The sequence below is a fragment of the Ignavibacteriales bacterium genome (genome assembly GCA_016700155.1).
Taxonomy (GTDB): domain Bacteria; phylum Bacteroidota; class Ignavibacteria; order Ignavibacteriales; family Ignavibacteriaceae.
Genome location: CP065001.1, coordinates 532,340 through 559,310 on the forward strand (window position 1 = coordinate 532,340; position 26,971 = coordinate 559,310).

A 26,971-nucleotide genomic window follows, 5' to 3' on the forward strand; every position below is an offset into this window, starting at 1 on the left:
TAGTTTCTCAGTTAAAATGCTGCTATAAATTGTCTATCTGAACATAGCTTGCCGTCAGGCAGGTTTAATTTAGATTCTTCTTCATCAAAAAGATCCCGAAATAAATTCGGGATGACGAGTTGTAGAATTAGGTCACCTCAAATTTGGCTGTTCTCTTTCCATAAATTTTTATTTATTTTGCCATCAAATAAGAGAGCAACTGATGAATATGTTAGAAGAACATTTTAAACCATTCCGCGAAAATACAATCGGTTTTGATAAATCGTTTTTAACTCCTTATGGAGAGCAAAAACTTATTTATGCAGATTGGATTGCAAGTGGAAGATTGTATGCACCGATTGAAAAAAAACTTGTTGAGACTTTCGGTCCGATGGTGGGTAACACACATTCTGAATCAAGTGTTACGGGAACATCAATGACTCTTTCTTATCATAATGCTCACAAAATTATTAAGCAGCATGTTAATGCAGGACCTGATGATGTGATAATATCTGCAGGATCAGGTATGACCGCAATGATCTGTAAGTTTCAGAGGATATTAGGATTGAAAATTCCAGAGCAGCTAAAAGGATACTTAAATCTTCCGGAAGAATTACGCCCCGTAGTTTTTATAACTCACATGGAACATCATTCAAATCAAACAACGTGGCTTGAAACCCTTGCTGATGTTGTTGTTTTGAATCCTGACCCTACCGGTCTGGTTGATGTTAACGAATTAACGAAAGAAATATCAAAATATAAAAACAGGCAATTGAAGATCGGCGCATTCACTGCTTGTTCAAATGTTACAGGTATTGAAACGCCTTACCATCAACTTGCAAAAATAATGCATGAGAATGGCGGTTACTGTTTTGTTGATTTTGCATGCTCGGCTCCTTATGCAAAAATAAATATGCATCCAGCGGACAAGCTGGAAAAACTTGATGCAATATTTTTTTCGCCGCATAAATTTTTAGGAGGACCGGGAACAGCAGGTATTGTCATTTTCGATTCCAAACTTTATAAAAATCGTGTGCCGGACATGCCCGGCGGAGGAACTGTTGACTGGACTAATCCGTGGGGTCAGCATAAGTTTGTTTCCAACATTGAAGCAAGAGAAGACGGCGGTACACCTGCTTTTCTTCAGACGATTAAAGCTTCATTATGTATTAAGCTTAAAGAGCAAATGGATGTTTCGAAAATAAAAGAACGGGAAAAACATCTTGTCAAAATTGCATTTGACGGATTAAGAGATTTGAAAGGACTTCACATCCTTGCCGGACATATTGAAGAGAGACTTGGAGCAATTTCATTTTATGTTGAACATATTCACTACAACCTGATCGTAAAAATTTTGAACGACAGATTTGGAATACAGGTAAGAGGCGGCTGTTCGTGTGCAGGAACTTACGGGCATTATCTGCTTCATGTCAGTCCAACTCAGTCAAAAAGAATTACGGATAAAATTAATCACGGTGATCTTTCCGAAAAACCCGGATGGGTCAGAATGTCAATTCATCCGACAATGACAGATGATGAATTGTTATTTATAGTTGATGCAATAAAAAATATTATCAAAAATATTTCTGATTGGGAAAAAGATTTCAGGTATGATTCATCGAAAAATGAATTTATAAATATTCATTCAAACGGAAATGAAGAGGAAAAAATTAAACATTGGTTTGAATTGAGCAATGTTAATCAACTTGCTGCTGAAGTTGATTGAAACAAATATTATAAAATAGATTTTCAAAATGCGGCTAACTATTTATTAACATGATAGGAGGCTTTGAAATGAAAACTATCGGGGCATACGAAAAATGCAGGCAGTATATCGAATCACATTCACATCTTAAAGACGATTCAGAGAGATACATAACCAATCAACAGTTGCCGTTCATTACAATTTCACGCGAAACAGGTGCGGGCGCTGATGTGGTGAGCGAATTACTTGTAGAATTATTACAAACTTTTGATAAAAAGAATTCCGTTCACTGGACTGTTTTCGATAAGAATCTTATTGAAAAAGTTTTGGAAGATCATAACCTGCCTAAACTTGTCAGCAGGTATATGAGTGAAGATAAACATTCTGATCTTAGTGCGGCTCTGCACGAAATGCTTGGGTTGCAGCCATCAAGATGGACACTTGTTCATCATACGACTAAAACAATTATTCAACTTGCACGGATTGGAAATGTGATCCTTGTCGGTAGAGGGGCTAATGTTATAACCGCTGATTTCAGGAACGCAGTTCATGTGAGATTAATATCACCGGTTGAAAATAGAATCAATCACGTTATGGAATTCTATAATCTCAACAGGAAGGACGCATCTGAATTTATTAAAAGGGAAGACGTTGCCAGAAGAAAATATGTTCTTAGCAATTACTTTAAAGATGTTGAAGATCCCGGACAATATCATCTTGTAATAAATACCGGATTAACAGGATATGAGCATGCTTCGGAAATAATTTTTGAATTTGTAAAGAAAAAATTTTCAGAGGTGTTTTGGGAAAACGATTAAAAAATTTAAAAATTATTTTATCCTGAAATCCCGAATGATTCTGTCAACTTCTGATCTGGATATTCCTGTTCCGTATTTAACATCTTTCTCTGTCGTTTGTTGAACAGGTGTATCTTTCTTAACCTGTGGTTTGAATGGTTCGGAAATAATTTTATTTCCAGCCCGTGCTTTTAATCTTTCCTCAATCTCCTTCATAAAACTGCCGGATGAAGAAAATGTTTTTGCAGATTTCGTTTTTGAAAATGATGTGACACTTTGCCCTTTGTTAATCGGCTCGGTTTCAAATGCCAGGCTTTTAATATTCATCAAGTGTTTAGCACTCACGTTATCTGAGATAATTGAACCGCCCCATGTTCCGGGTCCTAAAGTCATTGATGGTGTTAACGATGTTGTATAACCTACAGCGCCGATTGATCCCACGGTATTAACTAGAATTCTGAATGCGGGTTTTTCAAGTGCGAATTTCATGATTATCGGTTCATCGTTTGAATGAATAACCATTGTGTGTCCAATACCACCAAACTTTAAAAGTTCAATACATTTGTGACACCCCTCTAGCCAGCCGTCAACCGTGTAAAATGCAAGTACCGGAGAAAGTTTCTCCATTGATAATGGTTCTTTTCTTCCGACATCATAACAGGTTGCGACTAAAACTTTTGTTCCATCAGGAACTCTGAATCCTGCTAAGTCCGCAATAAATTTTGCAGGCTTGCCGACTATATCAGGATTTATTCTGAAATCTTTTTGAACGACGTTTGCAAGTTTTTCTTTTTCATCAGCATTGACAAAATAACAGCCTTGTGATTTTGCTTCTTCAATTACTTTTTCTTTTAAAGGAAGATCAACAATCATTGCCTGCTCGGATGAACACAAAGTACCGTTATCGAATGTTGTCCCGTAAATAATATCTGCGACAGCTTTTTTGTAATCTGCTGTTCGTTCAATGAATGCCGGAACGTTTCCTGAACCAACTCCATAAGCGGGTTTTCCTGAACTGTACGCTGCTTTCACCATTGGATTGCTTCCTGTCGCAAGAATAACAGCAATCAATTTATCATGCATCAAAGCTTCGGTTCCTTCGATAGTTGGATTTTGCATGCATTGAATTAATCCCGCAGGCGCACCAGCTTCTATTGAAGCATCGGACAAAATTTTCAATGCTTCGTAAGTGCAGTTTGCAGTTCTTGGATGAGGACTTGCCACGATTGCATTTCTGCATTTTAAAGATATCAGCGCTTTGTACATTGCAGTAGATGTAGGATTGGTTGATGGAACTAACGCGCAGACAACTCCCATTGGTACAGCAATCTTTATAACTTTTCCGTTTTCTGCTATATCAATTATTCCGGCTGATTTTAAATCTTTTACAGACTCATAAACATTTTTAGTAGCGAACCTGTTCTTGATAATTTTATCTTCATACTTACCAAAGCCGCTTTCCTCAACTGCAAGCTTAGCAAGTTTTTCTGAAGCTAAATATCCGGCTTCTGCCATCGCTTTAATTATCTTATCAACTTGTTCCTGTGAAAAATCTTTGAACAGTTGTTGAGCTTCATAAGCTTTTTTTGCTAGGGTTCTGGCTTCCTGGATTGAAGCGAGGTCTTTATCAAGATTCATCATACTGCCTTTATTAATCGGACAGAATATAGTTATAGCATCTTGAAGTTTCAATCAGTTGAGTTACAAAAGGTCAGCTTTAAATTAAAGAATGGATTTGAGTTTGGTTAAACCAGTTTTACTTACGGGAAGGTGTTTTTCATTTTTCAGAATAATTCTGTATGAATCTTTTTCATGAAGTTCAAGATGTTTTATTGAATCAATGTTTATTATGTATGATCTGTGAATCCTTATAAACATATTTTCGTCAAGATGATCTTCAAAAAATTTCATTGTCTTTTGTTTTAGATATTTACTTTCATCAGTATAGATCATTACATAATCGTCCTGTGCTTCGATAAACTTGATACGGTCAACAGGGACGATATTTATTTTAGGTCCATCCTTAATTACAACTCTTTCAAGCTTTTCCTCTTTCTGATCATTATGGTCAATCAGACTTTTTATAACTGCTTTTTGCTGGAACCTGTCCCGCAAATGTATGAATGATTTATCAAGGGCTTCCCTGAATCTCTCTTCAGAAAATGGTTTAAGAATATAATCCGCGGCGTTAACTTCAAAAGCTTTAATTGCAAAATGATCATAAGCAGTTGTGAAAATTATAACAGGAGGATCTTCGATAAGTTCAAGCATTTCAAACCCGGTTATTTTTGGCATCTGAATATCAAGAAAAACTATGTCGGGTTTTTCTTCAGCAATTACTTTTATTGCGTCGAAGCCGTTTGAACATTCACCGATAATTTCGATATGCGGATAAGCTGCTAAATAACCTTTGGTTATCTGCCGGGCAAGACTTTCATCATCAACAATTAATACGCGGATTTTATCTGACATTTTACTTTATGATTAAGAGCAGGTTACACAATTCATTAAATAACATTTTCACCAAGCGGAATATATAAAATTACGCTGAATGTTTTTTCGTCCTTTTTTACTTCGATAAGATTATTCTGATGGTAGAGAAGCTCAAGTCTGTTTTTAATATTCTGAATACCAACACCGGCGCCTTTTTTAGCAATTGCTGTGGGATCAAAATTATTTTCAAGTGTCAACTTTAAAAAATTATTTTCAATCACACTGTTCATTTTCAATGTTACTTTTTCAAGTGTTTCATATACAGCATGCTTTATTGCGTTCTCAAACAGTGGCTGTAATATCATATTCGGTACAGGAATAGATTTTGTATCCTCTGCAAGTTCTTCGATGTATTCAAACTTATCTTCAAATCTTATCTTTTCTATCTCAAGATAAAGACGGATGTTCTTTAACTCTTCACTTAGCTTATTTGTCTGACGAACGTTGTTAGCGAGTGTATATCTTAAAAAGTCAGCAAGTTTCAGAATCATTTCCTTGGCTTTTGAGGGATCAAGTGTTGTTAAAGCGCTCATTGAGTTTAGACTGTTGAAGATAAAATGAGGATTAATCTGAAATTTAAGTGATTTTAATTCAGCTTCGGTAACAAGATTGCGAAGGTCCGCTTCACGCAAAATTCTTTCATGAAATCCAGTGTAATAAATTATGATATAGTAAAGAGATGTTATAAGAAAATAAATCAGAAGCCCTATAATAAAACGCCAGCTTAAGGTACTGTAAAAGAAAGTCGAATATGTTTCACCTAAACCAAGAGTTGCAGTAATAAAATAATAGCCTGTGATAAGCCATATTGTGGATGCAAGTACACTGCCGGTAAGATGCGCTAAAAATATTTTCCCGACTTTGTTAGATTCAAAGGAAATAAACCTTGCCGGATACCAGAAGCTTAGCCCAAGAAAACTAAGTATAAAATTAAATACGAAACTATCGGCTAAGGCAGTGCTGAGAGTTGTTCCGATTACAAGGTAAAGCAGTAAAGCATAAACGACAGACAGCGAAACCCAGAATAGCAGGTATAAATAAACACTTCGGAAATTTTTTAATAACGGGTTACTTAGCATAAGTCCGGTTTAAGTTAAAATGTAGTTTTAACTTCACCACCTCCGAACATTGCAAGACCCTTCACTATAAGCGTTCTTGAATTATCAACCGGTATTGATGGATCTCTGAACATCTTATTTGAAAATCCTCCGAATATCGGTGTAATATTCAACTGGACATTCCAATCTCTTGGAACAATAAGAGTTGTACCACCGAATACTGCAAGTACATCTATTACCTGCACACCTTCAGCAAGTTTGCAGGCAACTAAATTAATTTCTGAACCACCGAATATTGCTGTGATACTTCCGCCTTTAAAATTTTCAGATGCAATAAATTTGGTACCACCGCCGAAAATCGCGACATCATCGATTACGTCTTTGTTTAAAGACGCGGTAGGATCTGTAGGATTTTCACTTTTTGCAGCACGCTCTCTTTGCTTAAGTATGATATAAATTCCCAGTCCAATAAGGATTACAGGAATTACAACGTGACCTTCAATCCTGATAGTGGGAAAAATTTTTGGCAGTAAGAATATGAATCCTATAGCTGTAAGAATACCGCCGAATATTTTTTTTGTAGAATTAACAAGAATAATAATGCCGGCAATGAACAGCATAAATGGAAATGAAAAGATTATTCTTGGAAGATAAAAATCAATTATGTTAAAAGAGTTTAACAGGAACAGACCTCCGAGAACGATTAAAATCAACCCGAAGATTATTCTTTTATCGATTGTATTATTGGTTGTTTGCATTTTGAACTCCTGCTTACCAATTAGGGAATTTCTTTTGGTGCCAAATTAAAGAATGAGGGTTTGTTGTCCAATAGAAAATCGGTGAATGGCAGTATTTTATCGGTAATTGGCGGTTAAATCTATATAAGTACAGAAAGTTTGGATTTTCTCGGAATGTGCAGCTCTCAATTAACGGCTACCAATAAATTAAAATAATCTCTTATCACACTAGATCATGATAGCCGCAATATTCAATCAGCGAATCTGCTCTTTACGCGTTCCATCTCCAAATAAAGAAGGATCGAACATTGCAGCTATCTTCCGTGCCCCTTGTTTACATACGAAAATACTTTTTCAGAATAGCCGCAGCCTGATCATTTCCTAAACTTCTTGCTGATATTAAATCAATTGAAGCTTCGTTTCTTTTCCCATCATAATATTTTGCAAGTCCGCGATAGTAATATGCTTCATCATAAAGCGAATCAAGTTTAATAGAGGTGGATAGATTTTTGATTGCATCGGGATATTCATTTATACCGATGTAACATCTACCCAGATATAAAAATAATTCTGCATCCAAAGGGTCTTCATTAATTGCATCTGTAAGTTGATTGATTGCTAACAAGTATTCTTCGTTATTAAAGTTTGATATTGCCGATTGTTTTATAGTTAAGTAAAGTATATCGTCTAAATTTGTGGACTCATCTGGTGGATATAGTATACAATCCGGATCAGGATAAACTTCAATTATTTCAACGATAACAGGTTCAGGTGCATAACAAATTGGTGTTGATTGTACTGGTGTGGGATCATGATATACAGGCACAGTTGGTTTAACAGGAGGTTGAACTATTGTAGTTGGTGGTTTGTTGTCAACTCTATCGAGCCTTCCGCCGTCTCCATCCCGGATGTTTCCACTGTCTCTTCGTTGTGCCTCACTGGTAATACTGATTAAAAGAAAAGCCGTTAAAAGAAATGTAAAAGTTTTCATTGAATACCTCCCGCAAAATTTGAAAACTTTAATTCTACAATTATGCCACAGATTTTAGGGGATATAAAAAAAGTGGTCAAGTTGTTAGACCACTTTTGAAACAGGGATTGTCAGAAATGTTAAACGTGAACTGCGACTTCTTTAAGATGTGCCTCTTTAACTTTTTCGAGTGCCTGCTCAAGATCATTTATGATGTCATTAACATTTTCAATTCCAACTGAAAGCCGAACAAGTCCTTCTGTAATTCCTCCGGCTAATCTTGCTTCCTTACCCATGGAGTAGTGTGTCATACTTGCAGGGTGTTGAATAAGGCTTTCAACTCCACCTAGACTTACAGCAAGCTGACATAGCTGAACAGAATTCATCATCACCTGACCGGCTTCAAATCCTCCTTCAAGTTCAAATGTTATCATACCGCCTGGACCTTTGTGCTGGTTCTTTCCAAGTTCATATTGAGGGTGACTCTTTAGTCCGGGAAAACTTATTGTTTTAATGAGCGGATGTTTTTCAAGCCACTCAGCAATAATCTGCGCACTTTCACAATGACGTTCCATTCTAAGAGCTAAAGTTTTTAATCCACGGTGTACAAGGAATGAATTGAATGGATCAATTACTCCGCCGATTTGATTAAGTGTTTTTCTGAATAGAGTATAAGTTTCTTCATCTTTCACTACAACAATTCCGCCTACTACGTCTGCATGACCGTTTAAGAATTTTGTAAGACTATGCATCACAACATCGGCACCGAGTGCTAAAGGATTTTGAAGTGCCGGACTCATGAATGTATTATCAACCGCAACTTTTGCATTATGTTTATGAGCTACTTCAGAAATAGTTTTTATATCTGAAATACATAATGTTGGATTTCCGGGAGTTTCCAGATATACAACTTTCGTATTCGGTTTAATAGCATCAATTACATTTTGAACTTTTGAAGTATCAACGAAAGTTGTTTCAACTCCGAACTTCTTCATAATTGTGTTTAGAAGAGTTGTTGTCGGTCCGTAAACAGCTGCAGAACAAACAACATGATCACCAGCCTGAGTAAGTGCTGCAAAGATTGTATGAACAGCAGCCATACCGCTTCCGCAGCCCAGTGCTTTGTGACCTCCTTCAAGTTCAGCAATAGCATCTTCCATTGCCTGAACAGTCGGGTTTAACATTCTTGTATAGATGTAACCTTTTTCCTCACCAGCAAAAAGTGAAGCACCGTGTTGAGCTGATTTAAATTTAAATGTAGAGGTTTGATATATTGGAGGAACTACCGAGCCGTATTCATATTCATCGATACCTGCGTGTACACATTTGGTCTGAAAATCTTCATTATTGTGTTTTTTCATTTTGATCTCCCTTGATCCTATAATATTATTTTTTTCGCTGTTACAAACATAGGCAATTTTATTGTGAGTAGGGAATAGCTCAAATAATCCTAAACAGATGAACATTCAGAGACCGTTCCCTACAAAACAAATACTTATAATCTATTATCGCATTAATGATGGATTTTCTTGAATTCATATTTTGTAAACTCAATAAAATCATCAACACTTAGAGTTAAAGATTTTACAATTCCATTTTCAATTTCAAACGGAATTACTTTAACCCCGTAAGTCGGATCACTGTAAGTACAAAGGAACCTGTTTTCGTTTATGAATTCAAGTTTGCCCTTAAGTTTTGAATGATGTTCGAAATTTATTTCAAGAATATTTTCATTTTTTGTGATATCTATGTAACCATAAACTTCATTCTCATATCTTCCGGTAAGTTTTCCTAAATCAATTGAAGATGCCAGGTTCATGCTGACTGAATCGCGCATATCTTTAATCCATTTTGCCCTGTTGAGGTTTCTCCGGTTAAATGATTCATAAAATGTTGAATCATAATTTCTATAAGGTAGCCCGAGATAGGCATCAATTATTTCCCATTTCAACGAGACAAAAAAAGGATTCTGATCAGTATTTGTTAACACAACTACACCGAGTTTTTCTTCGGGAACAAGTGTAACAGAAGTCACAAAACCATTAACACCGCCGGTGTGCTGAACGAGTTCGCGTCCTTCATAATCCTGAAATTCCCAACCGAGACCATACAAAGTAAAATGCGTTTTGTTATAGGGATGACGTGATCTTCCTTCGATTGATTGTGGTTGTCTTGTTCTTTGAATCACTGAATATGGAATTATATTTCCTCCATCCAATTTACCGCTGTCTAATTGTGCGATGAGCCAGTGACTCATATCACTAATTGATGAACCGATAGCTCCGCATGGTGCTAGATTATCAAAACTTTGAAACGGAATGACAGACATTTTCCCATCTACATACGAATGTGCTTTTGCAATATTTTCAGAATTATAAAATTCAGCTGACAGAGCGACAGTTCTATTCATTTTTAAAGGAGTGAAAATTTTTTCTTTAAGGTATTGTTCCCAAGTTAAACCGGTAATAGCGTGAATAACTTTTCCTGCGATAGCATAACCGGCATTTGTGTATCCCCATTTTGTTCTGAAACCATAATTTGGAGTAAGCTTCCCGAATTTCTCAACCACTTCATCACTTGTAAGATCAGAAGTCCAGTACATAAAATCACCTTGGAAAGTTTCCATTCCCATTCTGTGCGAAACAATATCAATGAGATTTAATTCTTTAGTTACCCACTCATCCTTCATTTTAAAATCAGGAAGATATTTGACCACCTTGTCATCAAGTGAACAAAGTTTTTCATTTTCCATTAAAGCTAAAGCGGTTCCTGTAAACGCTTTTGTATTTGAACCGATAAGGAAGAGAGTGTTTTCATCAACCTTGTCATTTGTTCCGAGTTCTTTAACGCCATAACTTTTTATTAAATCAATCTTGCCGTCCTTAATAACACAAACAGCAACACCGGGAATGTCATATTTTTCAAGAGCGCGCTGTACATAGCTGTCGAGACTGTCAGTCACAAATACAGGCTGAGAATAAATTTGAAATGATAGTATCAGAAGGAAGAAGAGGGTAAATATTCTTTTCATTTAATTTCCTTTCAGAATTTTGTTTCAAAATTAAGAAAATAATAATTGTCGATAATCAAATAATTTGATGAGCGGATGAAAGAATAGTATTATTTAGCTCAGTAAATGTGTAACTAAAATTATCCTAAAAAAATAATATCCAGTTAGAATTAACAGAACTATACTCCAGACTGGAACAGTTAAATTACAGGTAAGGTATTATTTTTATAATTCTTTCATTACCTTTAAATACAAAATCAGAGACTTCTATGTCAAAAAGATTAAATATAATTATCGAAAAAGATGAGTTTGGTTATTACGCTTACTGTCCTGATCTTGAAGGATGTCAAACTCAGGGTGATACATTGGATGAAGTTAGTGAGAATATAAAAGAAGCGATTGAACTTTATCTTGAAACATTGACAGAGCAAGAGAAAATAAAATTAACCGCAAGAGAAATTTTGACTACCAGTTACGAGGTTTCGATTGCCTAAAGACCCCGCTTGAAAGCCGCCGAAGCTGAAAAAATTCTACTTGAAAATGGATTTATATTCATACGTACAAGAGGGAGCCACAAAATATATATGAAAAATGAAGCACGGGTGGTAATCCCATTTCATAAAGGAAAGATATTGCATCCTAAAATTGTGAAACAGGTTCTTAAAGCGATTGAATAATATCTGTCTTATTTCCTTCCAATTTTCCTTATATTAATCCTTCAAATTCAGCTAATATGTTTTTACGGAAATTCAGTGCCTAAAGAAAAAATTCTTGTTACTTCCGCGCTTCCTTACGCAAACGGACCTATTCATCTCGGACATTTAAGCGGCGCATACCTGCCTGCGGATATTTATGTACGTTATAAAAGATTAAACGGTGATGATATTATTTACATCTGCGGTTCTGATGAACACGGTGTTCCAATTACCATAAGTGCTGATAAAGAAAAAGTCTCACCAAATGTGATTATTGACAGGTATCACTCACAAAATAAAAAAGCGTTTGAACGGTTCGGGATGAGTTTTGATAACTATTCTCGTACAAGTCTCCCGATTCATCACGAAACTGCAAAAGAATTTTTCCTGGAATTTTTTAATCGCGGACTTCTGATAGAAAAAAAGTCAAACCAGTTTTATGATGAAAAGGCAAAAATGTTTTTGCCTGACAGATATGTAGAAGGTACATGTCCCAAATGCGGTTACGAAGAAGCGAGAAGTGATGAATGTGAAAATTGCGGTTCATTGTATGACCCGGCGGAATTAAAAAATCCAAAAAGTAAAATTTCAGGAGGCACACCGACTTTAAAAGAGACTTCGCATTATTATTTCCCCCTTGGCAAATATCAACCGGCACTTGAAAAGTATATCGACGATATGAATAACAAGTTTGGTTGGAAAGAAAACGTACTTCAATATTGCAGAGGCTGGTTTAAGGATGGACTAAAGGACAGGGCAATTACAAGAGATCTGGATTGGGGAATAAAAGTTCCTGTGGATAGCGCTGCTGGTAAAGTTATTTATGTCTGGTTTGAAGCGGTACTCGGTTATATATCTTCCACAAAAGAATTATCACAACAAAAAAATAATCCTGAACTCTGGAAAAAGTACTGGCAGGACCCCGAAACAAAATATGTCGCTTTCATCGGGAAAGATAATGTTGTATTTCACACAATAATTTTTCCGGCAATACTTATGGCGTGGAATGAAGCGGGCAGAGAGAAATATTGTCTTCCGCAGAATGTTCCTGCAAATGAGTTCTTAAATTTTGAAGGAAAGAAGTTTTCTAAAAGCAGGGGATGGGGAATTGATGTTGATGAGTTCCTCGATATTTTTCCTGCCGATCCGCTTCGTTATACACTTGCAGCTAATCTACCTGAAACACGTGACACGGATTTTTACTGGAAAGAATTTCAGTTAAGAAATAATTCTGAACTTGCTGATATACTAGGTAACTTTATCAACAGAACTTTCACATTTGTGTTTAAACATTTTGATGGAAAAGTTCCTTTAGCAGGAAGGCTTGAGAAAATTGATGAAGATATGCTGAATGAAATATCTGAATATCCTAAACGTATTTCAGAATATTTTGAAAAGTATAAGATACGCGATGGTGTAAACGAAATAATGAATCTTGCCCGCGATGGCAATAAATATTTTAATGATTCAGAACCATGGAAAACAGTTAAGTCAGATAAAGAAAAATGCGGGACAACTTTAAATATTTGTCTTCAGGCGATTTATACACTTGCAGAATTATTTTCACCTGTTCTACCTTTTACAACTGAAAAATTATTTAAAATGCTGAATGCAAAATCTGTAGATTGGATTGACTCAGGAAAACCTCAGTTGAAACCCGGACATCAGCTAAATGCTGCAGAAATACTTTTCCCTAAAATTGAAGATGAAAAAATAGAAACACAGATGAATAATCTTTCCGGTAATAATCAAAAACAGGATGAACTAATTTCTTACGAAGACTTCATGAAAATCGAGCTAAAAGTTGCTGAAGTCATAGAAGCTGAGAAACTTGCCAAGAGTGAAAAGTTAATAAAATTAAAAGTTCGTCTCGATAATGAAGAAAGACAGGTAGTTGCCGGTATTGCAAAAAGTTATAAACCGGAAGATTTGGTAGGTAAAAAAGTTGTAATAGTCGCAAATCTTAAGGCTGCAAAGCTAATGGGTACTGAGTCGCATGGTATGATTCTGGCAGCAGAAACATCTGGCGGGACATTGGAAATATTGAGTCCCGGCAGCAATGTAAGTAATGGAACAAGAGTTAAGTAATGATAAAAACAAAGGGAAAAAGATGAAAAAAATTTTATTTACAGTCTTGATATGTGCAGTAACAGTATTGGCACAATCACCGCTCGAAAAAGTTTCCCCTCTTCTTCAACAAAAAGTTGAACAGGTAAACAGCCAGGAGAAAATACTCGTCTGGATTTTCTTCAACGACAAAGGAACTGAATTAAATACTTTCTATTCTGACCCGAGAAGTGTGGTAAGTGAAAAATCACTTAAACGTCGTGAAAAAGTTTACCCGGTAAGTCAGCTTATCAACTATCAGGATTTACCTGTACAGACAAACTATATTGAAACTGTGCAGTCTTTTGGATTTGAACTCAAACAAAAATCAAAATGGTTCAATGGAATAAGCGGTTACATTACAAAATATGAAATCAATTCAATCGTAAATCTTCCTTTTGTGAAAAATCTGGATATAGTTTACGCATTAAAGAAAAATTATGAACCACTTGTTCAGGAATCATCGGTTGAACCTGTTTTATTGAAGCAGCCGGAGAATACTTATTCTTACAATTATGGTAGTTCATTCACTCAAATGAATCAGATCAGTGTTCCTGCTGTTCATGATTCAGGTTATACAGGACAGGGTATAACTATATGTGTACTTGATGCGGGGTTTAACAGGCTTTCGCACATCGCGTTTGCTGATATGAATATCATTGCTGCCTGGGATTTCGTGAACGGGGATCCGGATGTTGGTGATGGAAATGATATGGGTACAGGAACACATGGAACTCAGACATTATCCACCATTGGAGGATTTAGTCCCGGAAATCTTATTGGTCCCGCCTTTGACTCTGATTTTATTCTTGCAAAGACTGAAAATACAGAGAGCGAAACCCCTATCGAAGAAGACAACTGGATAGCCGCTGTTGAATGGGCTGATAGTATAGGTGTCGATGTTACATCTACATCATTAGGTTATATAGGTTTTGACACTCCGTACCCAAGTTATACGTGGCAAAGTATGAATGGAAACACCTGCCGTATTACAATTGCGGCTGACCTTGCGGTTGCAAGGGGAATAGTAGTAGTTAACTCAGCAGGAAATGAAGGAAGCAACAGTTCACACAATACACTTGGCGCTCCGGCAGATGGCGATAGCGTTATAGCTGTTGGTTCAGTTACAAGTACAGGTACAAGATCATCGTTCAGCAGTGTTGGACCTACTGTTGATGGACGAACAAAACCCGATATTATGGCTATGGGCTCTTCCACAAGAGTTGCCAGTCCATATAACAACAATAATTTTACAACAGCAAGTGGAACATCGTTTAGCTGTCCGTTAGCGGCCGGTGTTGCTGCGCTTATCCTGTGTGCAAATCCAAATCTGACTCCACTGCAGGTTCGTGATGCGATGAGAAATACAGCATCACGGCATACAAATCCTGATAACGAGTATGGCTGGGGTATTCTGAATACACTCGCAGCAATACAGGTTTTTCCGCTGCCGGTTGAATTGACTTCGTTCAATGCACGTTACTCTAACGATATTGTGAATCTTGAGTGGATCACATCATCGGAAAAAAATAATTACGGATTTGAAATTCAAAGGGAGACTGAAACTAATTCTTATGAAACTATAGGATTTGTTGAGGGTAAAGGTACCACATCAAATAACAGTTTCTATACATTCACAGATGAAAAATTTAGTACAGGAAAAAATTATTATCGCCTGAAACAAATTGATTATGATGGTTCTTTCAAATACTCAAACGAAATTCTGGTTGATATTGCTTTGGCAACTTCATTCAGGCTTTCACAAAACTATCCAAACCCATTCAATCCATCAACCAAAATTGATTTTACCGTTCCTGTTAAATCAAATGTAAAAGTAAAAATATTTGATGTGCTTGGAAATGAGTTGATGGTTATTCTTAATTCTGAAGTCGAAAAAGGAATCCATTCTGTTAATATCAATATGAACGATTACCCGAGCGGAATCTATTTCGTAAATTTATCAGCCGGAGATTTTAATCAATCTATAAAAATAAACCTGTTAAAATAATACCAGGGTTTTCAGGGAAGAGGGCGATTGAGGGCTTATTTCCTTGATTTTCAGGAACCCTATTGCTAAAATTGGCAGCCAAAATTATAACTTAATTTAAAAAGGAGACCGATTAAATGTTTTTGCGATTTGCAACTCTATTTTCGATTGTCTTATCAGTAATATTATCATCCTGTTCTCCACAGCATTCGGAAATTGTGTTAGCGGAGTTCAACGATCGAGCAATTAAAATGAAAGAATTTGAAGACGTTTATGCCAGCAACGTTGGCGGCGTTGAAATTGCTAAACAGGATAGCCTTTCCAAACTTAAAAACTTTCTGGATCTGTACGTTAATTTCAAAATGAAATTAAGAGATGCAGAAATCAGAAATTATGCTGATGACCCGACTATAAATGCCGAACTATTGGATTATAAAAAGAAGGTTGGCGTTACTTTCCTTCTTGAGAAAGAGATAGTTGAGCCCGGCGTAGCTGATTTATATGAAAAAAGAAAATGGGAATGGAGAGTAAGTCACATAATGTTCCGTCCCGATTCCGCCGGAGAAGGTGCAGCAAAATATGAAGCATTATCTGTTCTTGACAGTATAAAAAAAGGCGCTTCATTTGAGTCTATGGTGAAATATTCTGATGATCATTTTTCAACGGCAAACCAGGGAGATATATTTTACGTAACTGCAGGACAACTGCCTGTTGAGTTTGAAGATGCATTTGTAAACACAGAAGTCAACCAGGTTTACCCTGATGTTGTAAAAACTCGTTTTGGTTATCACATTGTTAAAGTAACAGATAAACAGGAAAGAGTTCCCCAGCTAAGAGCAAGCCATATCCTTGTTTCATTATCAAACCAGGAAGGTCCGGTTGATTCCATTGCCGCAAAAAGCAGGATAGACTCAGTAATGATGCGGATAAAGAGCGGTGAGGATTTTGGTGAACTTGCAAAAGAATACAGTGATGATACTGGTTCAAAGCCAAATGGCGGCGATCTTGGATTTTTTGAACGCCGGCAAATGGTTAAAGAGTTCGATGAAGCTGCTTTCAAAATGAAAGTCGGTGATGTGTCTGATGTAATCAGAACGGCTTATGGTTATCACATAATTAAATTGACCGAGAAAAAAGCATATCCTTCATTCGATGAAGAAAAAGAAAACCTTAAAAAAATCTATAAGCAGACTCGCTACCAGTCAGAACTTGATAAACTGATGACATCATTAAAAGGAAAATTCAGATATAACCTTAACGAAGATAATCTGAATACTATTGTAGCAAAAAGTGACTCAGTAAAATTCAGTACCATGCATCCTAAAATGGAAGAGTTAAAAGACCTGACCGTCTTTACGTACAGTGGAAAAACTTACCCGGCTTCAAAACTGTTCGAGATTCAGGGAAGCATGAATGATTTTTCAAACAGGTTTATAAACATAACCTTACTCCACGATGCAGTAAAAAAAGCTACAGAAGATGTGCTGCTTGAAGAAGAAGCATTGACTTTGGAAAAAACACGTCCGGATTTTGCAGCATTGATGGATAATTACAGAAATGGTACTTACATCTTCAAAATACAGGATGATGAAGTCTGGAAAAAAATCGAGATTGACAGTGTAAAACTTTACAATCATTATCAGCAGACAAAAGAAAAATATGTTTGGCCTGACAGAGTTCGTTACAAAGAAATTTTTGCAAGGAAAGATTCGGTGATAAATCATTATTATGATTTACTTGTTGCCGGAGAAGAATTCGACTCACTTGCATTCAAATACACTGAGCGACCAGGCTTCAAAGAAAAACATGGAGACTGGGGAATGGTTGATGTCAACTCTTCGGAAAATGCAAAGCTTGCATCTACACTTGAGAAACCCGGTCAATACACCAAACCTGTGCAGAGTCCAAACGGTTATTCGATTATTATGCTCGTCGAAAAAGATCCTTCTCGCATAAAAACTTTTGAAGAAGCAAAAGCAGAAGTTTCCGGTTCATTCCAGGAACTTGAAAGCAAAAGGCTTGAGCAGGAATATATCGAATCATTAAAGATGCGGTACAAACCGGTAATCAATTACGATAAACTTGAAAAAGCATTTAAACAAAATTAAATTCAATTCAATAATATTCATTATCGCAGCTCTAATTTGGGGCTGCGATAATGAAAAATCCCGAACCGATTACGTAGCAAAAGTAAACGACTCCTACCTCACCGGTAAAGAATTAGCTGAGTTAGCCGATACTTCAACCGGGAAAAAGTATTATAAGAATGAAGTTATTAATAACTGGATAGAACGTGAATTGTTATACCAGGAAGCTGTTAAGGAGGGTATAACAAACGAAGAATCCTACAAACAGCTTATTGAAAACAGCAAAAAGGAACTTGCGGTATCGATGTATCTGAATAAATACCTTGAAGAGGAAACGATAAGATATACGCGAAAAGATGTTGAGAGTTATTTTGAGGAAAATAAAAATGACTTTAAACTGATAGCCGATACCTATATTATTAACCGTGTTGATTTTATAAATGAGGATAAAGCCATACTCTTTCGTAATACTGTGATTGAAAGCAACTGGAACAAAGCCCTGAACAGTTTTAATTCCGATTCAGCTTTCATAAAAAGTTATGCTGCACAGCGGCTTTATGATTATGAAATTCATCCGGCTGAACTTTATAAAGTGGTTACATCCTTGGATCCCGCTGAGGTTAGCATACTACTGCCGATATACGCAGGGATGTACACGATTGTACAGGTTGAGAGCAAATACAATAAAGATGAAATACCGGCATTCGACCTGGTTAAAGATGAAGTTGAAAGCAGGTATGTTCAGATAAGAAAGAACAAACTTTTTAAAGAACTAATGGAAAATTTATATTCAAACAATGATGTTGAGATTAAAACCAGGTGACAAATGAAGTATAAAATTATTTTTCTATTCTTTTTATTTACATCAGTTATGCTTCCACAGCAGGTGCTGGACAAAGTAGTTGCTGTTGTTGATAATGAAATTATTTTATTAAGCGAACTTGATTTCCAGACCAACCTTCTTGCCGCTCAGCGAAAGATCGATCCTTCAACTCCGGGTCTGCGTGACCAGGTATTAAAGGCGATGATCGACGATAAACTTGTGTATGCACAGGCAAATTTTGATTCCATAATTGTTTCCGATGATGAGGTAAACAACCGCATAGATTACCAGATTGAAGCGTTCAAACAGCAGTATGGTTCAAAAGAAAAAGTTGAACAGGTTTATGGAATGACAATTGAAAAAATAAAAAGAGAACTGAGGGATGAAGTCAGGAAAAACATTATGGTTCAGCGTCTCCAGGAAAAGAATTTTTCCGGACTTGAAGCAACAAGACGTGAAGTGGAAGACTTCTTCGGAATTTATAAAGATAGTCTTGGTATGATTCCTGAAAAAGTTCAGATATCTCACATATTCAGAAATCCCAAAGCAACTGATAAGGTAAAAGAAAAATACCGTGAATTAGCTCAGTCAATTCTCGACTCGATAAAAGCCGGCGCCGACTTTTCAACGATGGCAAAAAGATATTCTGAAGATCCGGGAAGTGCTGCCCAGGGCGGTGACCTTGGCTTTGTTAAACGCGGAATATTTTACCCTGAGTTTGAATCGGCTGCATTTCTGTTAAATGATGGTCAAATGTCCGAAGTAGTTGAATCACCGGTGGGATTTCACATCATTCAAATGCTGGAACGAAGAGGCGAGTCAATTCACACAAGGCACATTCTTGTAAAAATAAAAATTGATGACGCTGCTGATCTTAAAACAATTGAATTCCTTACAGATGTCAGAGACAGCGTAACAAGAGGATTGGCAACATTCAGCGAGTTGGCGAAAAAGTACAGCGAGGATAAAGAGACAAGTGTGTTCGGAGGCAACCTCGGTACATTTTATCTTAATCAGCTTGATAAAACTTTACTTGATATTGTATCAAAACTTAAAGAAGGCGAAATAAGTTTTCCAAGAAGGATAGAATATTCTGCCTCCAGTTATGGATATCACATTGTTTATCTTGAAAAGAAAACTACTCAGCATATTGCTAACCTTGAACAGGATTATAATGAAATAAAAAGACTCGCGGATGAATTTAAACGACAGAAAAAGTATGAAGAATGGATCGATGAATTAAAATCAAAAATTTTCTGGGAAATAAGGATCTGAAATTCCAAACTTATTAAACAATACGGAACATAATTTTGAAAAACGGCGAAACCACCAAAGATGATATAGAACTTGTTTCCTCACTGAGTGAAAATGTTAAGAAAATAAAAACTGAAATAGGTAAAGTTATTGTCGGGCAGGAAAAAATAATCGACGACCTTATCATTTCACTACTGTCAAAAGGACATTGCCTGCTCATTGGTGTTCCCGGTTTAGCAAAAACACTTCTCATTAAAACACTTTCGGAAGTACTGGATCTTTCTTTTAGCAGGATACAGTTTACTCCCGATTTAATGCCAAGCGATATAACAGGAATTGAAATACTTGAAGAAGATCAGTCGAGTAAGAAAAGAAATTTCAAATTTGTAAAAGGTCCTGTTTTTGCAAACGTTATACTTGCCGATGAAATAAACAGAACACCTCCCAAAACACAATCTGCATTACTTGAAGCTATGCAGGAACACAAGGTGACCGCAGCAGGAACAACTTATCATCTTCCTGAACCGTTTTTTGTTTTAGCAACTCAAAACCCCATTGAGCAGGAAGGTACCTACCCGTTACCGGAGGCACAGCTTGACAGATTTATGTTTAACCTTTGGCTCGATTATCCAAGCTTCCAGGAAGAAGTAAAAATCGTTCACTCAACAACGAGCGGATATAACCCGCAGCTAAACAAGGTTGTTGGTGCGGATGAGATAATGGGATTTCAGGATTTAGTTCGACGCGTTCCTGTAGCGGATAATGTTGTTGAATACGCTGTTAAAATTACAAATATGACCCGTGCAAATAATTCGCACTCACCGAAGTTTGTAAAAGACTGGATAACATGGGGCGCCGGACCGCGTGCATCTCAGTATCTGATACTTGCGGCAAAATCCAAAGCTGTTATTGACGGCAGATTCACACCGAATATTGATGATGTTAAATCATCGCTAACACCCGTGCTGCGCCACAGAATAATAACTAACTTTAGTGCTGAAGCTGAAGGAATAAAATCAGAAGAGATTATTAAGAAGCTTCTTGAAGTGGTTTAAATATCAAAGCTTGGCGATCTTGTAATTCTTAAGTGCAAAGTAAATTTCTTTTACCGCTGTTCTCATTACCGTTGCAAAGGGGACAGCCAGTAGCATCCCGATTATCCCAAACAACTGACTGCCTGCAATTATCAGAAGAATAATTACTATCGGATGCATATCAACACTTTTTGAAAATACATATGGCTGAACGAAACCATTATCCAATGTATATACTATCGCTACCAGCATTGCAATGTATGGTATCTGCGAGAGATCACCGAACTGTATAATAGAAATTATTGCCGCGGGTATACCGCCAATGATAGGACCAAAATAGGGAACAAGGTGACCTAAGCCTGAGATGACACCTAATGGCAGAGAGTTTTCCAAACCGAGAATATAAAAGCCGATACCTAATGCAACACCAACAAAAGTGGCATCGAAAATCCATCCGCGGACAAATCTTCCTAACTGAACGCTGATTCTTTTGATTATCCAGTAAGCCAGTTCAAAATATTTATTCGGCATTACGTGAAGTATGCTTTTCGTAATTGCCCTGCTGTCTTTAAGTACAAAGAATGTTATAAATGGTACTATCACAAGTATTGCAATGATTGAAACAATACTTGAAAGTACTGTACTTATCTGGTCGAATGAATTAATAATCTGACCTGAAATAAATTCCTCGATCTTGGTTGAAAGTTCACCGGGATCAAAGAATGGGAGATACTTTTGAATTTCCTTTTCAAGCGAAATTATCTGGTCGTGCAGCGAATAATATCTTAATGATTGAATTAGTTCATTCATCTGAAGTACAAAAGTAGGAATGAAAACCGACATCAGCAGGTAAACCGAAAACCCGAATGCAAGAAATATAATTGCCGTTGCCCTGCCGCGTTTTATCCCAAGCTTTTCAAGGAATAGAACTGCGGGGTGAAAAATAAATGCAAGCAGAATTGATATTACTAAAATGATGAAAACATCAAGCAGCAGGTAGAAAAGGATTAACGCGCATATACCGGCGCAAAACCAGAGAATTATTTTAGCGGCTCTTCCTGTCGTTACTGATGGCATAAGTTGGTCTGCTCAAATTAAGGAACTGAATGAAACAGATTTATTTAGTTGATTTAAAGTAAAAAAATATTCTGTCAATCAATAGCTTCAACTCTTCTTACGGCGGGTACTTCTTTCATCAATGCGCGTTCAATTCCGGCTCTTAAAGTCATTTGAGACATCGGACAGGTTTTGCATTCACCTGTAAGTCTTACTTTAACAATTCCGTCATCACTAACTTCAACAAGTTCAATATCCCCGTTATCAGCCTGAAGAAAAGGTCGGATAGTTTTCAGCGCAATGACAATTTCATCTTTCATAAATTAAATATTAATCATCACCAAGAATGATTTCAATTTTAGAATTCCCTTCTGCATTTCTTTTGTTAACCTGTTCTTCAAGGTTCAAAGAAATTTTTGAAAGCATATTTGCGTGCTCGGAATCAGGCATATCAAAAACAATCGGTGTTCCATTGTCACCGCCGATTCTTATTCTCGGGTCGATAGGAATTCCACCGAGGAAGGGAACATTCAGTTCATTTGAAATTTTTTCACCGCCGCCGCGACCGAATATATCATATTGTTTCCCGGTATCAGGAGCGATGAAGTAACTCATATTTTCAACTACACCCAGCACCGGTACATTAACACGCGTAAACATTTTTAATGCTTTGCGTGCATCGATCAGTGATACTTCCTGCGGTGTTGTAACAATTACAGCCCCTGTAAGCGGGATTGTCTGAACAAGTGTTAACTGTATATCACCTGTTCCCGGCGGCATATCGAAAACAAGGTAATCAAGTTCACCCCAGTCAACATCGGACATGAACTGTTTAACTGCACCGCTTGCCATTGGACCGCGCCAGATAACCGGTGCGTTATCATCAACAAGTAGCCCGATAGAGATCAATTTTATACCATAACTTTCAAGCGGAATCATCTTTGTTACATTGCCGCTTTGATAAACTTTTGGTTTTTCATTTATGCCAAGCATAAGAGGAATACTCGGTCCGTATATGTCTGCATCTATCAGACCGACACTTGCACCTTCTTTAGCGAGCGTGACAGCGAGATTTACTGCGACTGTGCTTTTACCGACTCCACCTTTGCCGCTTGCAACTGCAATTCTATTCTTAACGCCCGGAAGTATTGAATCTTTTTTTGCATCCTGGTGCGTTGATACTTTTGCCGAAATATTTATATCAACTTTTTTAACCGCACTAAATTCTTTTTGAAGATGTGAGGAAATATTATTCTTTAGCTTATCTGTTATCTCCTGATCTGTGATAGGCAGTGAAACATCTATTGCAAGCCTGCTGTTATCGAAATCAAATTTTCTTATTGTGTTTAATGTAAGCTTGGAAACATCGAGTCCCGGGTAATTTATTTTCTTTAATGAATTAATAACTGCGTTCTTTGTTACATCGGTCATGAATACCTTTTACTTTTGAGTTAATTGAAATTTCAAATTTTATTTTTTGCGTATTTATGAGCGGCTTTTATTGCGTAACTCATAAGCGATTCCTGTGAATTAATTTCCTTTTGATTTTTTTTGTCGGCTCTTTTATAAGTCATATCCGGCTGCAGCAATCTTGCTTTAACATTATCTTTCATCGCAAAGCCAAGTACACTTTTTATTATTTCACGTTTAATATTTTCATCTTCAACCGGGAATGCCACCTCTACGCGCCTGTCAAGGTTACGCTGCATAAAATCGGCGCTGCTTAAGTAAATTTCTTCTTTACCGTTATTATAAAAATAAAAAACCCTGCTGTGTTCCAGGTATCTTCCTACAACACTGGATACCCTTATATTCTCACTTAGATCTTTTATTCCGGGGATAAGGCAGCAGATCCCGCGCACCAGCAGTTCTATTTTTACACCGCAGTTGGATGCTTCATACAAAGCGCAGATCAAGTGAGGATCAACAACCGAGTTCAGCTTGAGTATTAATTTACCTTCAACACCGTTTTTCACATTATCTATTTCACGGATGATAAGTGAAAACAATTTTTCCCTTAAGTTAATCGGCGCGACTAATAGTTTGCGGAATTCATTTTGTTTTGAATATCCTGTCAGGTAATTAAATATTTCTGAAACATCGGCACATATATTTTCATTTGAAGTAAAGAATCCAAGATCAGTATAAAGTTTTGCAGTGCCGGCATTATAGTTACCGGTTGAAAGATGAACATATCGTTTTACACCGTCAAATTCTTTTCTTACAACAAGAGTCATCTTCGCGTGGGTCTTCAATCCCACCAATCCATATACTACGTGCACACCGACTTTTTCAAGTTCACGAGCCCAGAAAATATTATTCTGTTCATCAAACCTTGCTTTAAGTTCAACAAGCACTGCAACCTGTTTACCGCGTTCAGCCGCTTCAATTAAATATTTGATGATCGGCGAATTAGAACCAACCCTATACAATGTCTGTTTGATTGCAAGCACATCGGGATCTTTTGCAGCCTGCTTTATAAAATCAATTACCGGAGAAAATGAATGATAAGGATGGTGAAGCAAAACATCTTTTTGTCTTATCACCGAATAAATATCCTCTTCTTCATCAAAGGCTTTTGGCTGAACCGGGTAAAATGGTTTTTCTTTTAACTGATGAAGAGGAAGATCGTATAATGAAATCACATCACTCATTCCAAGCGGACCATCAAGGATGTGCACATCATCACGGGTTATTTCAAGATTTTCTATCAGTGTCTCAATCATAAAGTCAGGCATACGGCTCGCTACTTCCAATCTAACAACACTGCCGAACCTACGCTGGCGTATATTTTCCTCAATCACACTTAACAAGTCATCGGCTTCATCTTCCTGCAATTCTATATCGGTATCACGCGTAATTCTAAAACGGTGTGCTTCAAGCACTTCCATGCCGGGAAATAACATTGCAAGGTTGGCTTTTATAAGATCACCAAGCCACAGGAATTTTGCTGAGAACTGTCCGTTTGTTGAAATCTTTTTCTGCGGGTTCAGGATTTTATCAACCTGCATCAACCTTGGAAGAATACTCGGAACCTTTACTCTTGCAAAATGATTTTCACCATTCGGCATACGAACATGAATTGCAAGACTCAGACTTAAATTTGATATATAAGGGAAAGGTCTGCCGGGATCAAATGCAAGAGGAGTAAGTACGGGATAAATTTCTTTTCTGAAATATTCATTAAGAGTGTCCTTATCCTTTTTAGCAAGCTTATTGTAATCACAGATATCGATTCCGTTTTCTCTAAGCTGGGGAACTATCTGCTGATGCCACAATTCCATTGCCTGCTTTATCATCGGGCGGACGGTTTTTTCAATCTTCTGGATTTGTTCAATCGGAGTTAAACCATCAATAGTCGGCTCAAGAACATTTGCTGCAACCTGTTCCTTCAAACCGGAAACACGTATCATGTAAAATTCATCAAGGTTTGAATGAAAAATTGAAATGAACTTTACCTTTTCCAGCAGGGGAAGTTCGGGGTTAAGTGCCTCTTCAAGAACGCGCCTGTTGAACTCAATCCAGCTTAAATCACGGTTAAAGAAATTTTTTGGATCGTTATATTTTTTAAATAATTCTTTTGAAGTCATAAAAATCAATATTGATTTGGATGCAAAATATATGATTAATAAGCGTAAAAATCAGAGTAATAATCATACCAATTAACAATCCAACAAAATGGGGAGTAATTGAAAGGATTAAGATTGCCCTAATTAATTGCGGTCTTTACTTCTTCCAGAATGATGTAGACAACAATATAAGCACCGTAAACAATTCAAGCCTGCCGACAAGCATAAAGAAACTTAATATCCATTTACTCAAACCAGGCAAGTCTGCAAAATTACTTACAGGACCCACAACACCCATTCCCGGTCCAACATTTCCTATGCACGTTGCAACAGCACCTGCGGCTGTTAAGAAATCGAGTCCAAGTAATGAGAGCAGAACAGAACCTAACACAAACAAAAGAATGTAAAGAATAAAAAATGCCTGAACATTAGAAATTATTTCCTGGTTAACTGCCTTTCCGTTAAACCTCACTGGTATTACCGCTCGGGGATGAATTAATCTTTTTAACTCAAGCAGTCCATTTCTTAATAATAAATAATGTCGCGCAAACTTTATTCCGCCTCCTGTTGAGCCTGCACATCCGCCAACGAAAAGAAGAATAAAAAAAATCATTCTTGAAAACGGTGCCCAGTTTTCATAATCAGAAGAAACATAACCTGTAGTTGTTACAAGCGAAACAACATGAAATAACGTCTGCCTGAATGATTCTTCAAGATCAAATGTGTGATGCGGACGGTGTATCAGCATTATCAATATTGTCGCGACTAAAAGAAATAAAATATAAAACTTGAACTCAGTGTTTCGTTTAAACGATTCAAACCTGAAATGAAGCGCATAGTAATGAAGTGTGAAATTCATTCCGGCAAATATCATAAACACTATGAACACATATTGAACGTAGGGTGAAGTGTAATATGCAGTGCTTGCATTTTTTGTTGAGAACCCTCCCGTCGCCATTGTTGTGAATGCATGGTTTATCGCGTCAAATAAACTCAAACCGCCGACAAGCAGTAAAAGGATTTCCGCGGCGGTGAGTATCACATAAATTCCCCATAATCTTTTTGCGGTTTCTTTTACTCTCGGGTGAAATTTATCTTTTGTAATACCCGGGACTTCGGCAGAAAAAAGCTGCATACCACCAATGCCTAACAGCGGAAGGATTGCAAGCGACAATACGATGATTCCCATTCCGCCGAGCCATTGTGTTAAACTTCGCCAGAATAAAAGTCCTGCCGGCACTGATTCAATATCTTTTAAAATAGAAGCGCCTGTTGTTGTGAACCCTGACATTGTTTCAAAAAAAGCATCAGTATAATTTGGAATGGAACCGTGAACAACAAATGGCAGCGCACCGAACAATGACATGAATATCCATCCGAGTGAGACAACAAGATAACCTTCGCGTTTGCCTATGTCAGACCGGTCAACACTTCTTGTTAAGTACCATGTAAGCAATCCGATAAGTGATGTGCCGGCTCCGCAAATCAGCAATGATAAAATGTCATCTGAGTTATAGTAGATTGAGAAAGGAATTCCAGTGACAATAAATCCCCCGGTTAGGATAAGAAGAAAGCCGACGATATTAATTACAATTTTATAATTCATTAAGC

The 26,971-nt window shown here is 37.0% G+C and carries 22 protein-coding genes; 10 read left to right on the forward strand and 12 right to left on the reverse strand.

Translation table 11 applies throughout. From position 1 onward, the window contains the following. Positions 1–202: 202 nt before the first annotated feature. Entirely contained in the window at positions 203–1,705 is a 1,503-nt protein-coding gene (locus IPM56_02130) for an aminotransferase class V-fold PLP-dependent enzyme (protein ID QQS36780.1), read from the forward strand. Positions 1,706–1,773: 68 nt separating this feature from the next. After that, positions 1,774–2,502, forward strand: a complete 729-nt coding sequence (locus tag IPM56_02135) for a cytidylate kinase-like family protein (protein ID QQS36781.1) — start codon at positions 1,774–1,776, stop codon at positions 2,500–2,502. A 12-nt stretch (positions 2,503–2,514) separates the two neighbouring features. On the opposite strand, the gene IPM56_02140 is transcribed toward IPM56_02135, so the two are convergent. The 7 genes from IPM56_02140 to IPM56_02170 all read right to left on the reverse strand — a co-directional run bounded on the left by IPM56_02140 (position 2,515) and on the right by IPM56_02170 (position 10,770). Beyond that, entirely contained in the window at positions 2,515–4,122 is a 1,608-nt protein-coding gene (locus IPM56_02140; GenBank protein ID QQS36782.1) for an aldehyde dehydrogenase family protein, read from the reverse strand. Positions 4,123–4,203: 81 nt separating this feature from the next. After that, positions 4,204–4,953, reverse strand: a complete 750-nt coding sequence (locus tag IPM56_02145; protein ID QQS36783.1) for a LytTR family transcriptional regulator DNA-binding domain-containing protein — start codon at positions 4,951–4,953, stop codon at positions 4,204–4,206. A gap of 35 nt (positions 4,954–4,988) precedes the next feature. Continuing rightward, positions 4,989–6,053: a histidine kinase gene (locus IPM56_02150; GenBank protein QQS36784.1), complete on the reverse strand. Its 1,065-nt coding sequence runs from the start codon at positions 6,051–6,053 to the stop codon at positions 4,989–4,991. A 14-nt stretch (positions 6,054–6,067) separates the two neighbouring features. After that, positions 6,068–6,790: a hypothetical protein gene (locus IPM56_02155; protein ID QQS36785.1), complete on the reverse strand. Its 723-nt coding sequence runs from the start codon at positions 6,788–6,790 to the stop codon at positions 6,068–6,070. A 313-nt stretch (positions 6,791–7,103) separates the two neighbouring features. Further along, positions 7,104–7,760: a tetratricopeptide repeat protein gene (locus IPM56_02160; protein QQS36786.1), complete on the reverse strand. Its 657-nt coding sequence runs from the start codon at positions 7,758–7,760 to the stop codon at positions 7,104–7,106. A 119-nt stretch (positions 7,761–7,879) separates the two neighbouring features. Beyond that, a complete protein-coding gene (locus IPM56_02165; GenBank protein QQS36787.1) occupies positions 7,880–9,100 on the reverse strand; it encodes a PLP-dependent transferase in 1,221 nt (406 codons plus the stop codon). Between the two features lie 152 nt (positions 9,101–9,252). Beyond that, a complete protein-coding gene (locus IPM56_02170; protein ID QQS36788.1) occupies positions 9,253–10,770 on the reverse strand; it encodes a serine hydrolase in 1,518 nt (505 codons plus the stop codon). Between the two features lie 248 nt (positions 10,771–11,018). On the opposite strand from IPM56_02170, the gene IPM56_02175 reads away from it, so the two are divergent. The 8 genes from IPM56_02175 (at position 11,019) to IPM56_02210 (ending at position 20,756) form a co-directional block, all read left to right on the forward strand. Further along, positions 11,019–11,243 carry a type II toxin-antitoxin system HicB family antitoxin gene (locus IPM56_02175; protein ID QQS36789.1) on the forward strand — a complete coding sequence of 75 codons (225 nt, stop codon included), beginning with the start codon at positions 11,019–11,021 and terminating at the stop codon, positions 11,241–11,243. A gap of 9 nt (positions 11,244–11,252) precedes the next feature. Further along, positions 11,253–11,426: a type II toxin-antitoxin system HicA family toxin gene (locus IPM56_02180; GenBank protein QQS36790.1), complete on the forward strand. Its 174-nt coding sequence runs from the start codon at positions 11,253–11,255 to the stop codon at positions 11,424–11,426. Positions 11,427–11,501: 75 nt separating this feature from the next. Next, a complete protein-coding gene (gene metG / locus IPM56_02185; GenBank protein QQS36791.1) occupies positions 11,502–13,532 on the forward strand; it encodes a methionine--tRNA ligase in 2,031 nt (676 codons plus the stop codon). Between the two features lie 22 nt (positions 13,533–13,554). Continuing rightward, positions 13,555–15,558, forward strand: coding sequence for a S8 family peptidase (locus IPM56_02190; protein QQS36792.1), 2,004 nt, complete (start codon positions 13,555–13,557; stop codon positions 15,556–15,558). Between the two features lie 230 nt (positions 15,559–15,788). Next, a complete protein-coding gene (locus tag IPM56_02195) occupies positions 15,789–17,645 on the forward strand; it encodes a peptidylprolyl isomerase (GenBank protein QQS36793.1) in 1,857 nt (618 codons plus the stop codon). Then, on the forward strand, positions 17,620–18,447 hold the full coding sequence (locus tag IPM56_02200) for a hypothetical protein (GenBank protein QQS36794.1): 828 nt from the start codon (positions 17,620–17,622) through the stop codon (positions 18,445–18,447). Before IPM56_02195 ends, IPM56_02200 begins: the two co-directional genes overlap by 26 nt. A gap of 3 nt (positions 18,448–18,450) precedes the next feature. Then, positions 18,451–19,722: a peptidylprolyl isomerase gene (locus tag IPM56_02205; protein QQS36795.1), complete on the forward strand. Its 1,272-nt coding sequence runs from the start codon at positions 18,451–18,453 to the stop codon at positions 19,720–19,722. A gap of 35 nt (positions 19,723–19,757) precedes the next feature. Then, positions 19,758–20,756 (forward strand): AAA family ATPase, encoded by a 999-nt coding sequence (locus tag IPM56_02210; protein QQS36796.1) that lies wholly within the window; start codon positions 19,758–19,760, stop codon positions 20,754–20,756. Between the two features lie 3 nt (positions 20,757–20,759). Here IPM56_02210 and IPM56_02215 read toward each other — a convergent pair whose 3' ends face one another. From IPM56_02215 to IPM56_02235, 5 genes are all read right to left on the reverse strand, one after another. Continuing rightward, the gene (locus IPM56_02215) at positions 20,760–21,812 is read right to left on the reverse strand and encodes an AI-2E family transporter (GenBank protein ID QQS36797.1); all 1,053 of its coding nucleotides are present in this window, start codon (positions 21,810–21,812) and stop codon (positions 20,760–20,762) included. A gap of 74 nt (positions 21,813–21,886) precedes the next feature. After that, a complete protein-coding gene (locus tag IPM56_02220) occupies positions 21,887–22,111 on the reverse strand; it encodes a NifU family protein (GenBank protein ID QQS36798.1) in 225 nt (74 codons plus the stop codon). Positions 22,112–22,121: 10 nt separating this feature from the next. Continuing rightward, positions 22,122–23,222 (reverse strand): iron-sulfur cluster carrier protein ApbC, encoded by a 1,101-nt coding sequence (apbC, locus tag IPM56_02225; protein QQS36799.1) that lies wholly within the window; start codon positions 23,220–23,222, stop codon positions 22,122–22,124. 32 nt (positions 23,223–23,254) lie between these two features. Then, complete coding sequence (gene ppk1, locus IPM56_02230) at positions 23,255–25,381, reverse strand: polyphosphate kinase 1 (protein ID QQS36800.1); 2,127 nt, start codon at positions 25,379–25,381, stop codon at positions 23,255–23,257. Positions 25,382–25,517: 136 nt separating this feature from the next. Next, on the reverse strand, positions 25,518–26,966 hold the full coding sequence (locus IPM56_02235) for a TrkH family potassium uptake protein (protein QQS36801.1): 1,449 nt from the start codon (positions 26,964–26,966) through the stop codon (positions 25,518–25,520). Positions 26,967–26,971: the final 5 nt, after the last annotated feature.